This window comes from Rudanella paleaurantiibacter (assembly GCF_009184635.1).
Taxonomy (GTDB): Bacteria; Bacteroidota; Bacteroidia; order Cytophagales; family Spirosomataceae; genus Rudanella; species Rudanella paleaurantiibacter.
In genome coordinates this window covers 121,514-137,652 of record NZ_WELI01000012.1, presented here as the reverse complement: position 1 = coordinate 137,652, position 16,139 = coordinate 121,514, and the positions used below count along the sequence as shown (strand labels likewise).

Sequence of the window (16,139 nt, the reverse complement as noted above, 5' to 3'; positions counted from 1 at the left end):
TGCGTCCAGAAGAATATGACCACAGAACTAACCATAGCCCGTCCGGCACGACCTTTCATTGGCGAAGACATGGACCTCAAAAGCTGGGAAGACGTAAAACCCCTTTTCGACGACCTGCTGAACCGCCCCCTACCCGATGCCGACGCCCTGCGGCAATGGCTCCACGACCGTAGCGAACTGGAGTCGTACCTCTCCGAAAATTTTGCCTGGCGCTATATTCGTATGACCTGCGACACGGCCGACGCCGGGCTGGTAGAACGCTTCAACTACTTCGTTGAAGAGATTCAGCCGCACCTGTCGACGTACGGCAACGAACTCGACAAACGCACCGTCGAGAGCCCGTTTATCGACCAACTGACGGCAGAACCTCAGTACGCCGTGATGATCCGGGGCATGAGAAAAGCCATCGAGATTTTCCGCGACGAAAACGTGCCGCTGCAAACCGAGCTGCAAACGCGCGAACGCGAATACGGAGCTACCGTGGGCGCCATGACCGTAACACTGCCCAACGAGGCCGGTGAGCCCGAAGAAATAACCCTGCCCAAGGCATCGGATCGGCTCTACCACGCCGACCGGGCCGCGCGCGAAGAAGCCTGGCGGGCTATCTGGCAACGACGGAACGACAGCCGCGAGACACTCGACACCCTCATGACCGACCTGGTTAAACTCCGGCACGAGGTGGCGCAGAATGCCGGGTTCGCCAATTTCCGCGACTACGCGTTTGCCGCCCTCGGCCGGTTCGACTATACCCCCGCCGACTGTTTTAACTTCCACGAGTCGGTAGCCGAAACGGTGGTGCCTTTGCTCGATAAGCTGGCGCAGGAACGACAGGCCGCTATGTCTTTAGACGAGCTACGTCCCTGGGACACAAAAGTCGATGTAGAGGGACGGCCCGCACTCGAACCGTTTCGGAGCGGTGAAGAACTGATTGACAAAACCATTCAGTGCTTCGATAAGCTCGACGGAGCCGGGCGATTGGCTAATTTCCTCCGTACCATGCGGGCCATGCACCACCTCGACCTCGAATCGCGGAAGGGCAAAGCGCCGGGTGGTTATAATTATCCGCTCGAAGAGATTGGCGTGCCGTTTATTTTCATGAACGCAACATCGAGCCTGCGCGATCTGGTCACGATGGTGCACGAAGGCGGCCATGCGGTCCATTCGTTTCTGACGCGCGATTTGCCGTTGAAGGGTTTCCGAAACCCGCCGATGGAGGTAGCCGAACTGGCCTCCATGGCTATGGAACTGCTGTCGATGGATCATTGGGATGTGTTTTTCGATAATCCCGAAGAACTCCGCCGGGCCAAGCTGCAACATCTCGAATCGATTATAGAAACGCTGCCTTGGATTGCCACCATCGACAAGTTTCAGCACTGGTTGTATGAAAACCCACCCGCCGGGCCGACAGACGAATACCTCGCCGAGCGGGAGGCTAACTGGCTACGCATCTACGATCAGTTTACCGATTCGGTCACCGACTGGTCGGGTCTGGAGCGGTACAAAGGCATCATCTGGCAACGGCAACTGCACTTGTTTGAGGTACCTTTCTATTATATTGAATACGGCATTGCGCAACTGGGGGCCATTGGCGTATGGCGCAACTACCGGCGTAACCCCGAAGCCGGCCTGCAAGGATACCTGAACGCACTTAGCCTCGGTTACAAAGACACGATTCCGAACATTTATGCAGCCGCTAACGTCCCGTTCGATTTCTCGAAGGAGCACATTAGTGAATTGATGGGTTTTGTTTGGGAAGAAATAGCGCGGCTTTCGGCCCCGGCAGCCTGATTGAAAGGCCAACATCGGCCGGGCTGTGCAAAAAACTCCCAACCGACGACTGACGACTGGCTACTCTTTTATAACTTTGCGCCAACGAATTCGCAACCAAGCAAATGAAAAGCACATTGACTAAACTTTCGCTGGTGATCGCCCTTGGTTTTGTGGCAACCGCCTGTGATTACCAGAAATACAATTCGATTCGTCAGAAAGACGTCCGCGAGAACGATGAGTATGTGTATGGCGTACACAAGGATTCAGCGGCTGTTCAGTCAAAAAATAAATACACGCCCCGCCCTGAACTGGAAGAGCGCACGCAGAAAATCCGCGAGAAGCTCTATGGTGCCGGCACGATTGGTGAAGGTGCGTAACCGACCTGATGTCCCATTTTACAACGGAGCGGTGCTCTGTTGAGCCCGGGTCTGTACTAACAGCCCAACCGGCCCAACAGGGTATCGCTCCGTTGGTCGTTTATCCTCTTAATCAGTTTTTAGCCAGCGGCATAGGGGGATATAACTTTTCTTCGTTACTTTGAGGCACAGAAAGAATCTGCCAATTGGATTTTTTCGCCATTCAACAACTCTATATAGCTGCTATTTGCTATGAATATTGCATTAGTTACAGGTTCAGCGGGTTTGATCGGTAGCGAGTCAGTTGCCTTTTTCTCAGATAAATTCGATCTGGTTGTTGGTATCGACAACAACATGCGGCAGTATTTCTTCGGCACCGACGGCTCTACCGAGTGGAACCGTAACCGGCTCGAAGATTCGTACTCGAACTATACGCACCGCTCTGCCGATATCCGGGAGGTTTCGGAACTGGACCCTATTTTCCGCGAGTTTGGCACCGATATTAAACTGATTGTGCACACGGCTGCACAGCCCTCGCACGATTGGGCCGCCCGCGAGCCATTCACTGATTTCAGCGTGAATGCCAACGGTACGCTCAACCTGCTCGAAATGACGCGGCAGCACTGCCCCGAGGCTGTGTTTATCTTTACCTCGACCAATAAGGTGTATGGCGACAACCCGAACTACCTGCCGCTGGTAGAGACCGAAACTCGCTGGGAGATTGACGAAAACCACCCGTATTTCAAGGACGGTATCGACGAGTACATGAGCCTCGACCACACCAAGCACTCGTTGTTTGGTGCCTCAAAAGTGGCCGCTGATATTCTGGTGCAGGAGTACGGCCGGTATTTCGGCATGAAAACGGGCGTGTTCCGCGGTGGCTGCCTCACGGGCCCCAACCATTCTGGTGCGCAGCTGCACGGCTTCCTGTCGTACCTCATGAAGTGTGCGATCACGGGCAACCAATACACTATTTTTGGCTATAAAGGCAAGCAGGTTCGTGACAACATCCACTCGTGGGATTTGGTGAACATGTTCTGGCATTTCTACCAGGCTCCCCGCGCTGGCGAGGTGTACAATGCTGGTGGTGGCCGGTACGCCAACTGCTCAATGCTCGAGGCTATTGCGTTGTGCGAAGAAATTTCGGGCAACAAAATGAACTACACGTACTCAGAAACCAACCGCATCGGTGACCACATCTGGTACGTATCGAACCTGAACAAATTTAAGGAGCACTACCCCGGCTGGAACTGGACCTACGATTTGAAAGAGACTATGTCTCAGATTCACGACAGCATGGTGGCGCGGCTTCAGTCGACCGGAGCCGTTGCGAAGTAAGTACGCTTTAAAGTTCGTCAACGGAGCCAGAAATCTGGCTCCGTTTTTTATGTTTACTCACCAACCATTCCCGGAACAGCATCTTGTTTACCTTGCTACACTATGCCCGGCTTTAATTTGTCGCCCACGTCCTATTTCACGCCTACCTACCTGATCTGCTGGCTTTTGCTGGGCTGGCTGGTGCTCAGGCCGAAATGGGGCAACCGGCTTTTTCTGCCATTTTCGCTCGTTCTGCTCTTTCTACTCCGACTACCCAGCATCTGTTTTAACAACGAAATTAACCCGGACGAAAGCCAGATGATTACGCAGGCGATGACCCTGGCGCAAGACCCGGTTTACTTCCGGTCAGTCGACGGAACAACGGGGGGGCCGCTAGATAGTTATGCACTGGTTGTTCCGAGTTGGGTGGGGCTCCCCTTCGACTATATCTCGGCCCACTTGCTGGCCTTTGGTCTGATCGCTCTTTTTCTCATTTTCACCTTCCGGGCCGCTCAGCTCTGGTTTGGCATTCAGTCGGCGCAACTAGCTCTTTTTCCGCTGGTTCTGTTGTTGGGTATGACCCAAAACGGCGATTTTCTGCACTACAATAGCGAACTGGTAGCTATTGTCCTGCTCGCACTGGCTACGTATCTGCTGGCCCGGCAACAACAATCAGTACCTGTCCGCCCGCAACTTTTCCTGATTGGCTTTTTGTTAGGTATGGTTCCTTTCGGAAAACTTCAGGGGGTTCCGCTGGCTGCGGTGGTAGGGCTGTTTACGGGCATTGATGTACTGAGACGACCCACATTCTCGGTACCGCAAAAAGCTGGGCAACTGGCTATTCTGGGGGTTGGCAGCTTACTTTTCCCGGCCCTGTTTGTGTTGTTCATGGCTGTGAGTGGCCAACTCGACAGCTTTGTCACATTTTACATTGAGGGCAACTTTAATTACGCTACTGGCGGCAATCAGCTCGATAATTTGTTGCACCTGCCTCGTTTTTTCGGCAAAGGCTCCGAGTTTGCGTGGCTCGTCAGCCTGACAATTGCGCTACTGGCTATCTGGTTCGCTGCCAGCCAGCTTACGCGACCTACCCAGAACGGGTTGGGCGTTTCGGCAATCTCTGCTGACCGGGCAAACAGGGCCGACCACCTGTTTTATACGGGTTTTCTGAGCCTGCTCACCCTCATTACATTTTACGCCATTACTCGTACCGGCTCAGAATACGTACACTATCTGTTTTTTCTGATGGGGCCACTCATGTTGTGGATGGCCTACATCTGGTCGGCACTGCTGGCGTATAACCAACCGGTTCAGTGGTTGGGGTTGGGCCTAGTGGCGGTTTACCTACTGAGTTTCGGTGTGCAGGCGCTGAGCCGTTACCAGCAGGGAACGCCCATGAACCCGTACCCATCCGATAATCAGGGCGGTTGGCATTTACCCAAGGCCGATATAGTGAAGGAGATTGTGAAGTACGCGCAGCCCGGCGAGAAACTGGTGGTTTGGGGCTGGCGGTGCGATTACTACGTGCAGGCCCAAATGCCACAGGGGGTGGCCGAAAACCATACCATCCGCAGTACATTCGCTCACCCCATGCTCGACATTTACCAGCGCCGGTACGTGGCCGATTTCAAACGGTCGTTTCCGCCCGTGTTTGTGGATGCGGTAGGCAGCCAAAACCTCTGGATGAACGACCGAAAAACGCAGGGCTTCGAAATTATCAGCCCGTTGGCCCAGTTTGTTTCAGCCAATTACCGCTACGTGGGTTTATTCAACGACGCCCGGCTTTACGTACGCAACGACCGATTCAACGCAAATAGATAAAATGGGCAGCTATAGTCTGCCCGATGTAAGCCATTTTTTACAGCATTATGTGGACCAAACAAGGACTCATCTATAAACCCGACGGCTCGATGCCGTTCAGTCAGACTCACGCGCAGGTTCCGTTCGGCTTTCCGATGAACGACCGGTTCCGGGTGTATTTTTCAACCCGAGACAAAGACGTACAATCAGCCACGTCATTTGTAGAACTCGACCCGAACGACCTGTCGAAAGTGGTGTATGTACACGACAAACCCTGCCTGACCAAAGGTGCGGTGGGTATGTTCGACGAGACGGGGGCCATGCCCTCGTGGTTTTTGCCCGTAGGCGACGAAATCTGGCTGTATTACACCGGCTGGAACCGTAGCGAAACGGCAGCTTACCGGCTCGGCATTGGTTTGGCCATCAGCCGCGACGGAGGCCTCACTTTCGAGCGCAAATTCACGGGCCCGCTGCTCGACCGGTACATTTTCGATCAGGTGTGGGTAGCTCAGCCCTGCGTGATTCGTGAACGCGACGACTACTGGCGCATGTGGTACCTGTCGTGCACAAAAATTGAGGTGATCAACGGGCAGCCGGAGCCTTTCTACGATGTGAAATACGCCGAATCGAAAGACGGGATTCACTGGGAACGCACGGGGCATGTTTGCGTAGGCTACGACGAGTTTACGGATGCCATTGGTCGGCCAACGGTGTATAAAGACGGCGACCTGTACAAAATGTACTTTTCGTACCGCAACGCCACCAACTACCGCACAGACGTGCAGCGTAGCTACCGGATTGGGTATGCCGAATCGACCGACGGAATCACGTGGGAGCGTAAAGACGAGAAAGCAGGTATTGAGCGTTCGGCCGATGGCTGGGACTCGCTCATGATGGACTACTGCCACATTGTACAGCATCAGAACCAATGGGTGATGTTTTACAACGGCAACGGATTTGGCGCATCGGGCTTCGGCTGGGCAACAGCGGAGGTGTAGGCAGGTTTACCACCCCCCAACCCCCTCCTGAAAAACAGGAGGGGGAGATGCGAGAGGGAAATCTGAACAGGAAGCGTACAACTTGTGAAGTCAATTGCCTTACGGCTCCCCCTCTTGTTTTTCAGCAGAGGTTAGACCAAAACCGAGTTAAGCGAGGGCTAACTGAACAAAATCAAGTTGCCTTACGGCTCCCCCTCTTGTTTTTCAGCAGAGGTTAGACCAAAACTGAGTTAGGCGAGGGCTAACTGAACAAAGTCAAGTTGCCTTACGGCTCCCCCTCCTGTTTTTCAGGAGGGGGCTGGGGGGTGGTAAACTTTCCAGGATAGCAGTCCTGTATTCCGAGGCTGGGGGGTGGTAAAAACCACACACGAATACACCTTGCATTTCCGGGCTCATAGCCGGACCTTTGTATAAATTTACTCCCGTTTGCGGTGTTGCGTATCTATGCAGAATAAGCCCAAAGTCAGCGTTTTAGTAATTACTTACAACCACAAGAACTTCATCCGCAAGGCCATCGACAGCGCCCTCGCGCAGGAAACCACGTTTCCGGTCGAAATTCTGGTGGGTGATGATTTTTCGACGGACGGCACCCGCGACATTGTGCAGAGCTACGAGCAAGAGTACCCCGGTCGGGTAAAGGCCGTGTTGCAACCCCGCAACTTAGGTATGAACGGGGGGCTCAACTGCCTTGAAACGCTCAAACTAGCTCAGGGTGAGTACTACGCCATTATGGATGGCGACGATTATTGGACCGACCCGCACAAACTCCAGAAACAGGCCGATTATCTGGACGCGCACCCCGATTACTCCGCCGTATTTCATAATGCACTGGTGACGTTTGAGGAAGAAGGTACGTCGTATCTGCTCAACGGGCCCGATATGAAGCCGTTTTACACCCTCGACGACCTTATCGGCGAAGACGAAATTTGGTTCATGGCTACGTCGAGTATTCTGTTTCGCAACAGTATCCCCGAATACCCGGAGTGGTTCAAACTGTCGACCAGTGGCGATATTCCGCGACTGGTGTTGAAAGCCAAGATGGGACCGATTGGCTACATGCCCGATGTAATGTCGGTGTACCGGAAAAACCGGGCGGGAGCCAGTTTCCACGATTACGTGTGGGACGAAAAGTTTCTCCGCAACCGGATTCAGATGTACAGCAACATCAACAAGGAACTCGACTATAAATACGACCGGGTACTGCGCAAAAACATTGCCCGGTACTACCGCATGATGCTCGATTCCAAACAGTACAAAGACCGCTATTTTTGGCGGGCCTTTTATGCCCTCAAATACCTGCACATGGCGCACCCCAAAAAGCAGATTGTGAAAGAGGTGGTGCGGGATTACGTAGTGCCCACGCCCTTGCGGAAAGTGTACAGCGCCATTCGTCTGTTGCCGTACCGATTATAAACGCGAATCAACTCCGGCCGACGGGGAAGCCGCATTAACTATGAACTCGACTCGTGGCGGAGCAGAGCCACAGCACACATTATGAAACTAAGCGTCGTTATTCCGGCCTACAACGAGGAAGAGTCTATTCCGCACACCCTCCGGACCCTGTACCAGACTCTGGCCAAACACGGTATCCCGCACGAGATCTGCGTGACCAACGATAACTCGAAAGACAACACGGCCGGGGTGCTCGAAGCCCTCAAAGCCGAAATACCAACGCTGGTGTATTATACCAACCCCGGCCCCAACGGATTCGGATACGCGGTGCGGTATGGTCTCGAACGCTTCACCGGCGACTGCGTGGCGGTATTCATGGCCGATATGTCTGACGACCCGGAAGACCTGGTTCGGTATTACAACAAGATGCTCGAAACCGATACCGACGCGGTATTTGGCTCGCGCTGGATCAAAGGCGGCAAGGTAATCGACTACCCGGAGGTCAAGAAATACATCAACCGTGTTGCTAACCTGATTGTGCGGGTGCTGATGGGCATCAAATACAACGATACCACCAACGCCTTCAAGCTGTACAAACGCGAAACTATCGAAGGCGTAAAGCCATTTCTGTCGCCCCACTTCAACCTCACTATTGAGCTGCCTCTCAAAGCCATAGTGCGGGGCTACACCTACGAGGTAGTACCCAACAGCTGGACAAACCGGAAATACGGTGAGTCGAAACTGAAAATCAAGGAAATGGGCAGCCGGTACTTTTTTATTCTGATGTACTGCCTGATTGAGAAGTTTTTCGCACGGGGCGACTTCAACAAGAAATCGACGGCCAAGCCCGCCAAAGCGGTCAGCCGGTAATGATCAGACCGGGCAAGCCTCTCCGCTTGCCCGGTTTTGTTTCTATCCGGATCGGGGCTATTTCGTAAATACGCCCGGCATCTGATACACCAGTAAGGTCTGAATCACAGCCCAGAATACGGCACTCGCCAGCATAGCCATAAACAACCGGGGACGCTCAACCCGAAACGAAACGGCCAACGCCGTACCGCCAATTGGGGTTAGCAACAGGGGGGTCAGAAAAGCGATGCCCAGCACCCCGGCTCGTTTCCAGATTTTTACGGCCAACCGGGTTTGGCGAGTGAACCGGCGGGGGGGCGTCCGGCGGAAGCGTTGACTCAGGCGAAACAACAGTTCACCGGCAAACGAAACAACGAGCACACTCAGCATCATTCCCAGCACGGTACAAACGGCCGTTTCGACCCAGCTCAGCTCAAAAGCAAGACCTGCCAATGGCCCCGCAAAAAATTTAAGGGTACTGGCTAAGATGACGGAAATATATTTGGCAAACTGCATAGTTGACGCGAATGATGGTGACAAAACAACACGCAGCGTATCGTTTTTGGTTTACCGTTTTTAGCGATAGATGGAGCGTGCCCAGAAGGAGCAAGCCCAAAGCACTGAACACCAAACCAAAAACTATAAACCCAAAACAATAAACCGTCCCCCAAATGCCTGTTGTTCAATCCGCTTACGCAGGACCTCCACGCTACCTGTACAATGCCCACTTACAAACCATCATCCCGAGCCTGACCCGCAAAGTGCCGGGCGTTGTGTACGAACGTGAGCGACTCACTCTCTCCGATGGCGATTTTGTAGACCTCGACTGGGTGGATGGCGGCAACCGGCTGCTTGTTGTGCTGACTCACGGCCTGGAAGGCGATAGCCAGCGGCATTACATCCGGGGTACGGCCCGTCTGTTTACGCAGGCCGGGTACGATGCATTGGCCTGGAACTGCCGCTCGTGCAGTGGCGAAATGAACCGCGCGTTCCGGCTGTACAACCACGGCGAAATTGGCGACTTTGGCGAGGTAATCGCCCACGCTCTCCGTACCAAACACTACGAAGAAGTCGTGCTCATTGGCTACAGCATGGGCGGCAACATCACGTTTAAATATCTGGGCGTACACGGCCATGAAGCCCCCGACGTAATCAGGCGGGCAGTGGCAGTCTCCGCTCCTACCGACCTGCTGGCTTCGGCCAAACTCCTCGACCTGCCCGCAAACCGATTCTACCGGAACCGATTCATGCGAAAGCTAACGGCCAAAATTAGCCAGAAAGCTGCCCTGTACCCCGGTCAGTTAGACATGAGCCGCCTGAAAGACGTAAAGATCTGGGAGGACTTCGATAATTTTTTCTCGGCGCCGGTCAATGGTTACCGCGACGCTCACGATTTCTACCAGCAAGCCTCGGCCGTTAATTACATGCCGGGTATTCAGATTCCGGTGCTACTCCTCAACGCCCAAAACGATCCCATCCTGTCGCCGGAGTGCAGCCCTGCCTGGCTCGCTCAGAAACGGTCGACCATTTACCTCGAAGTATCGGCTTTGGGCGGGCACGTCGGGTTTCTGCAACCGCGCGACCCGTTCACCTACGCCGAACGCCGGGCTCTGGCCTTTGCTTCCGAAAAATTATAGGGTATTGGGGGTATTTTGAACCCAAAAACGGCCCAACTGGGGTGTTTTTGCTATTTTCGTTGTCGGCCGTTTATCATCCGGCACACCCTCTATGTTACGTCCTCTATTCGTAGGCTTCATCACCCTATTTTCCAGTTTGGCGCTCGCTCAAGCGCCCAAATTGACTAAACGACCGCTCAATCATACCGACTACGACCGGTGGCAGAGCGTTCGGCTGGAGCAACTCTCCGACAACGGTCGCTGGATTTCGTACCAGATTGACCCGCAGGAAGGCGACGGTCTGTTGCTGGTCACAGGCGTCGGCTCCCCAGCCACCAAGTACAGCGTTCCACGCGGGTACGCAGCCCGCTTTTCGGCCGATAGCCGGTTTCTGGTCGCCCGAATCAAAGCCCCAATAGCCGATACACGCAAGGCCAAGCTGAAAAAGAAAAAAGCCGACGAGATGCCCAAAGACAGCCTCGTGGTGCTGAATCTGGGAACGGGCGCTACGCAGAAGTTTCCGAATGTCAAATCGTTTGCACTCGGTAAAGATGGCGGCTCATGGGTAGCCTTTTTGCAGGAACGCAAAGACGACAAAGCCCCGGCCCGCCCCGTAGCCACCCGCGACACCACCGCCAAAACCCCGGCTAATGCAACAGCCAGCCGTAAGCCTGCCCCCAAGAAGCCCAAAGGCGACGACCTGGTGCTGCTGAATATGGCCGATGGTTCGCGCCAGACAACCCGGTACGTATCGAACATGACCATGTCGGAAAATGGGCAGGCGGTTGTGTACACCCGCGAGTCTATCATCGACAGCCTCCAATCGGGCGACGCCCTCGTACCGGGCGTGTTTGCCTTTCGTACCGACACCAAACAAATCCGCGTGATCGACACCACCCGGCTGCATAAAGTGTACAAAGGACTCTCCGTCGACAAAACAGGCGGGCAGGTAGCCTGGATGGCTTCGGCCGACTCGGCCGGTGCCGACCAGAAATCATTCCGGCTTTATTACCAAAACCTCGCTGGTGCGGCAGCCAACGCCCCGGCGAGCAAAAAAGGACGCACGAAAACACCAACAGTTGCCGGGGCCAGTACCGGCCGGGTACTTATTGCCGACACCACCACAGGTGCCCTGCCAAAAGGCTGGTCGGTAAACGAGTTTGCACCCGTTCGGTTTTCGGAAGATGGTCAACGGCTGTACTTTGCCACCTCACCCGTGCCCCCGCTCATTCGGAAAGATACCCTCACGCCCGACGACGAGAAGGTGCGAATGGATGTCTGGACCTGGACTGACACGCGCTTGCAGCCCATGCAGCAAAAGCGACTTAAGGAGGAGAAAGAGCGTGGCTACACCACGGTGTACAATCCAGCGACCGGAAAAGTGGTTTTGCTCGCCAGCCGCGAAGTGCCCACGGTATCCGTCAATTACAAAAAAGATAGCCGGTACTTGCTGGGTATGAGCGATATGCCGTATCAGGTGATAAGCTCGTGGGACCCCGGCCATACCGACCTGTACCTGATTGATAGCCAATCGGGTCAGAAAACGAAAATTGCCAACGACGTTATGGCGTCGGAGATGCGCATTTCGCCCGAAGGCAAGTACGCCTACTGGTTCGACGAACGCGACACCCTTTGGCGGGCCTGGTCGATTACGGAGGGGAAACGCATTGATCTCACGCGCGGCCTCCCGGCTAAACTGTTCGACGAAGAGCACGATACCCCCAACCTACCGGGCAGCTACGGCGCTGCGGGCTGGACCACCAACGACGCCTATTTCTGGGTGTACGACCGCTACGACATCTGGCAGATTGACCCCACCGGCCGCGAAAAACCTCGCAACCTGACCAACGGCTGGGGCCGGGCCAATAAAGTGCGGCTGCGCCGGATAGAACTCGATAGCGACGACCGCCCCGCCGAACGGCCGGGTATTCAGCCCACCGCCGACCTGTACCTGACGGGATTCTGGGAGAGCGACAAACATACCGGCATTTTGCGGATTCGGCCGACAAAAGAGATGACATCTCTCGGAGTGGCATCTGCCAAAGCTCCCGAGGTTTTGGTAAGCAGCCCACACCGGTATTTCGGTATCAACAAGGCCAAAAACGCGCCGACCATGACCTTCTACCGGGGCAACTTCCAGGAGCCAATCAACCTCTTTGTAACCGACACTACGTTTGCCACCCAGCAACAACTGAGCCGGGTCAATGCGCAGCAGGACAGCATTCGCTGGGGCTCGGTTGAGCTGGTAAAATGGACAGGCACCAACGGCATAGCCCTTGAAGGACTTCTGTACAAGCCCGAAGATTTTGATCCGAACAAGAAGTACCCCATGCTGACGTACTTCTACGAGCGTAGCGCCGAAACCCTGCCCGATTACAAGTTTCCGGCTCCCAGCCGCTCTACCATCAATATTCCGTACTGCGTCTCAAACGGCTACCTCGTGTTTGTACCCGATATTGTGTACACCACAGGCAACCCCGGACAAAACGCTTACGATTGTATTGTGCCGGGCGTGCTGAGTCTGATAAACCGGGGCTTTGTCGACCGCAACCGCCTGGGCATTCAGGGGCAAAGCTGGGGTGGTTATCAAACGGCGTATATCATCACCCAAACGAATCTGTTCAAGGCTGCGATGGCGGGTGCCATTGTTGCCAACATGACCTCGGCTTACGGCGGTATCCGCTGGGGTACGGGTCTGGTACGCCAGTTTCAGTACGAAAAAACCCAGAGCCGCATTGGGGGTACACTGTGGGAAAAACCGATGCATTACATCGAGAACTCTCCGCTGTTTTACGCCGACCGCGTTCAGACGCCCCTCATGCTGATGCACAATGATGCCGATGGGTCTGTGCCCTGGTACCAGGGGATTGAAATGTTTACGGCTCTGCGCCGGTTGCAGAAACCAGTCTGGATGGTGGTGTATAATGGCGAAGACCACAATCTGGTCCAACGCCACAATGCCAAAGACCTGAGCATTCGGATGTACCAGTTCTTTGACCATTACCTGAAAGATGCGCCCATGCCCGTCTGGATGAAAGAAGGACGCAGCGCCGTGGAAAAAGACCGGGGCGAAATGAAATATTGAGAAGTAAGTAGGGCCATTCCCTCAAAGAATTGGGTATGAGTGAGTTTGATTCGTACGAATGCTTAGCTTTGGCCGCATTGTATTCTTAACTAAACTTCATGCCGCCGGTCTGCGTAGGCGCGTGCAGATACCCAACCCGGTATCTGCACGTACTGCCTCACTCTGCTTATTTGAATTCTTCTTGTTTTTCCGACCTCACCGTCGGTCATATTACCCCAATAGCCGAGCCTGTTAAGCACATACAGGCCGGCTATTTTTATATTCACAAGTAACGTTAACTGACATTTAATTTACGACAAGCACCTACACTTACACGCATGTACGTACTTGCGTTCCGATACAACCTAATCCATAAGTTGTGATGAAGCGAGTGCACGGCGGGTCTCTTTTGGGGGCCCGTCGTTGTTTTAAATCGCGGCCAGTTCAACGAAAAACGCAAAACCCTTCCCGCCTGAATGGTATGTAGCACCCCGTTTCCGCTTTACCTCAAGACACAACCAAACGCTTACATCATGCTTCATCGCTTATTGGCGGCAAGCCTTTTTAGCCTTCTGATTTCCCCCATCTGCGCCCAAACAACCAAGCCGACAAGCGCAGGCAATCCGGTGTTTCCGGGCTGGTACGCCGACCCTGAAGTAGCCGTTTTTGGCAATAAGTACTGGATATACCCCACTTTCTCAGCGCCGTACGAAAAGCAGGTGTTCATGGACGCTTTCTCATCGCCCGATTTGGTCAAGTGGACCAAGCACCCACGGATTATCGACACAACCGCCGTAAAATGGGCTCGCCGGGCTATGTGGGCCCCTTCGACCATTCAGAAAGACGGGAAATACTTTCTTTTCTTCGGGGCCAACGATGTGCACGAAGGGGAAGTGGGCGGTATCGGGGTAGCCGTAGCCGATAAGCCCGAAGGCCCCTTCCGCGATTATCTGGGCAAACCGCTCATTGGGCAGATCCACAACGGTGCCCAACCCATCGATCAATTTGTGTTTAAAGATAAAGACGGGCAGTACTACATGATTTACGGGGGGTGGCGGCACTGCAACATTGCCCGGCTCAACGCCGATTTCAAAGGGTTCTCGCCCTTCCCCGATGGTAAAACCTTCCGCGAAATCACACCCAAAGGGTACGTAGAAGGGCCTCTCATGTTTATGCGCAATGGCAAATACTACTTCATGTGGTCGGAAGGAGGCTGGACAGGCCCTGACTATTCGGTTGCCTACGCCATTGCCGATTCGCCGTTTGGTCCGTTTGAACGGGTCGGTAAAATTCTGCAACAAGACCCCAAAGTAGCCACGGGGGCGGGGCATCACTCTATGCTAAACATACCCGGCACCGACGAGTGGTACATTGTTTACCACCGGCGCCCGCTCACCGAAACAGACGGCAATCACCGCGAAACCTGCATCGACCGGCTCGAATTTGATGCCAACGGCGCCATTAAACCGGTACAGATTACGGTAGAAGGTGTAAAAGCACGTCCGCTGCGGTAGGGCATCCAGGGACCAGCCGACCCGGATTCAGGTTTATTCTCTTAATAAAATTTGGTGAATCAGCCCAAAGCCCAAAAATCGTGTTGAGAAAAACGGATTTGGACACCCGCCGTCGTTTTAACTCTGCCCATTTCGGTTATTTTTGCAGGAAACCCCAATTAGTAAACTGACCAAATTCAGCATGAAAAAACAAGGTATTTCGCTTGCTCTGTCCTTACTGGCCACTGGCGTGATGGCCCAGCAAGGTCCGATTCAGTTCACGGCCAAAAGTATTGTAGCCCTCTCAGATGCCGATATGGCCGCGTCGGCCATGGTTGACGGGAACCTGCTCAAAGACAAGTTCACCAAAGATGCCCTAACCACCATTGGTTTTCCGCTCGACCGGAGTGGCAGCAACATCAACACCTCAGTCATTTCGAACAGCATGGCCCTGTTCGATAAAGTACTCGCTGTATCGAACAACGGCCGCCTGGCATTTGTGGTCGAAGGCCGTGGCCAAACCGGCGACAGCCTTACCTCGCTTAAAGGTGGATTGAGCGGCCTGCCTGCCAGTACCAAAATGTTTACCGTTGACCTGAGCGCGGGCAAGCCCGCCCTGAAATACGGTTTTGCTGTGGGCCAAAACCCAACGGCCGTTACCATCAACCCAACCGGCAACGCCCTGATCGTAGCCTCGGCTGATCCTGGTAAAGAGCTGCGGATTGTAGAAGTAGACGGTACCGGCAAGCCAACACGGATCCTGACGGCAGCATCGCCGGTGCCCAACGCGGTCATTACCGATCTGGCCTGGCATCCGGGTGGGCAGTTTGTGTCCTACACCATTGCCGGCTCGCAGGAAGTGGGTCTGATGAAATACGCCCTTGATGCTACCAAAAAGCCAAACCTGGTTCCGCACGGCAAAACCATTAAGGTAGGTGCTATGCCCGGCACGGGTAAATTCAACGCCGACGGCAGCGTGTTTGTGCTCGTCGACGCTAAGAAAGCCGCCAATGCTTCGGGCACGGGGGCGGGCGAGGTGTTCGCCGTTCAGTTCAGCACCGACGATACGCCGGGCGAACACAAAATCCTGTCGCAGGCCGCTACGGGTGAAGGCCCCGAGAGCGTAGCCATTAGCCCCGACGGTTCGGTAGTAGTTGTGGTCAACGCTGGTCAGTCGTACCAGCCGTTTGGCAACGCAGCCGTAGCTAAAAGCTCCCTGACAGTGTACGCACTCGGCAAAGACGGCAAGCTGACCCAGTCGGCCGATTATCCGTTTGAAGGCATTGCTCCCCAGAGCGTTGACTTCGACCGCTCGGGCGATGCTATTGCCGTAGCCGTACCCGAATACCTCGACTACGGAATGCGGAATGGCGGTATTGAATTCTGGAAAGTAACCAAGGGCGACAAGCCGACCCTCACCAAGCAGGCCGGCCGGATCAGCCTGACCCGCGGTTGCCATGCTATCAAGGTAATTCCGTAAGCGT

12 protein-coding genes are annotated in these 16,139 nt (G+C 54.4%); 11 read left to right on the top strand and 1 reads right to left on the bottom strand.

Annotation, left to right across the window (positions count from 1 at the left end; translation table 11 throughout):
- The first annotated feature begins 15 nt into the window (after positions 1 to 15).
- From F5984_RS23020 to F5984_RS22990, 7 genes are all read left to right on the top strand, one after another.
- Positions 16 to 1,788: a M3 family oligoendopeptidase gene (locus tag F5984_RS23020; protein ID WP_152126567.1), complete on the top strand. Its 1,773-nt coding sequence runs from the start codon at positions 16 to 18 to the stop codon at positions 1,786 to 1,788.
- A 104-nt stretch (positions 1,789 to 1,892) separates the two neighbouring features.
- Positions 1,893 to 2,147 (top strand): hypothetical protein, encoded by a 255-nt coding sequence (locus F5984_RS23015; protein WP_152126566.1) that lies wholly within the window; start codon positions 1,893 to 1,895, stop codon positions 2,145 to 2,147.
- Positions 2,148 to 2,378: 231 nt separating this feature from the next.
- Entirely contained in the window at positions 2,379 to 3,464 is a 1,086-nt protein-coding gene (locus tag F5984_RS23010) for an NAD-dependent epimerase/dehydratase family protein (protein ID WP_019988212.1), read from the top strand.
- Positions 3,465 to 3,566: 102 nt separating this feature from the next.
- Positions 3,567 to 5,264: a hypothetical protein gene (locus tag F5984_RS23005; protein WP_152126565.1), complete on the top strand. Its 1,698-nt coding sequence runs from the start codon at positions 3,567 to 3,569 to the stop codon at positions 5,262 to 5,264.
- Positions 5,265 to 5,311: 47 nt separating this feature from the next.
- Positions 5,312 to 6,241 (top strand): glycoside hydrolase family protein, encoded by a 930-nt coding sequence (locus tag F5984_RS23000; protein ID WP_152126564.1) that lies wholly within the window; start codon positions 5,312 to 5,314, stop codon positions 6,239 to 6,241.
- Positions 6,242 to 6,685: 444 nt separating this feature from the next.
- Entirely contained in the window at positions 6,686 to 7,654 is a 969-nt protein-coding gene (locus F5984_RS22995; RefSeq protein ID WP_152126563.1) for a glycosyltransferase family 2 protein, read from the top strand.
- Between the two features lie 81 nt (positions 7,655 to 7,735).
- Positions 7,736 to 8,503: a glycosyltransferase family 2 protein gene (locus tag F5984_RS22990; protein WP_152126562.1), complete on the top strand. Its 768-nt coding sequence runs from the start codon at positions 7,736 to 7,738 to the stop codon at positions 8,501 to 8,503.
- Positions 8,504 to 8,560: 57 nt separating this feature from the next.
- Here the strand turns inward: F5984_RS22990 and F5984_RS22985 are convergent, their stop codons facing one another.
- A complete protein-coding gene (locus F5984_RS22985; protein WP_152126561.1) occupies positions 8,561 to 8,998 on the bottom strand; it encodes a hypothetical protein in 438 nt (145 codons plus the stop codon).
- Positions 8,999 to 9,153: 155 nt separating this feature from the next.
- On the opposite strand from F5984_RS22985, the gene F5984_RS22980 reads away from it, so the two are divergent.
- The 4 genes from F5984_RS22980 (at position 9,154) to F5984_RS22965 (ending at position 16,135) form a co-directional block, all read left to right on the top strand.
- Positions 9,154 to 10,119, top strand: coding sequence for a YheT family hydrolase (locus F5984_RS22980; RefSeq protein ID WP_152126560.1), 966 nt, complete (start codon positions 9,154 to 9,156; stop codon positions 10,117 to 10,119).
- Positions 10,120 to 10,210: 91 nt separating this feature from the next.
- Positions 10,211 to 13,183, top strand: coding sequence for a S9 family peptidase (locus tag F5984_RS22975; RefSeq protein ID WP_246169300.1), 2,973 nt, complete (start codon positions 10,211 to 10,213; stop codon positions 13,181 to 13,183).
- A gap of 512 nt (positions 13,184 to 13,695) precedes the next feature.
- On the top strand, positions 13,696 to 14,676 hold the full coding sequence (locus tag F5984_RS22970; RefSeq protein WP_152126559.1) for a glycoside hydrolase family 43 protein: 981 nt from the start codon (positions 13,696 to 13,698) through the stop codon (positions 14,674 to 14,676).
- Positions 14,677 to 14,857: 181 nt separating this feature from the next.
- A complete protein-coding gene (locus F5984_RS22965) occupies positions 14,858 to 16,135 on the top strand; it encodes a beta-propeller fold lactonase family protein (protein ID WP_246169298.1) in 1,278 nt (425 codons plus the stop codon).
- The last annotated feature ends 4 nt before the right edge of the window (positions 16,136 to 16,139 follow it).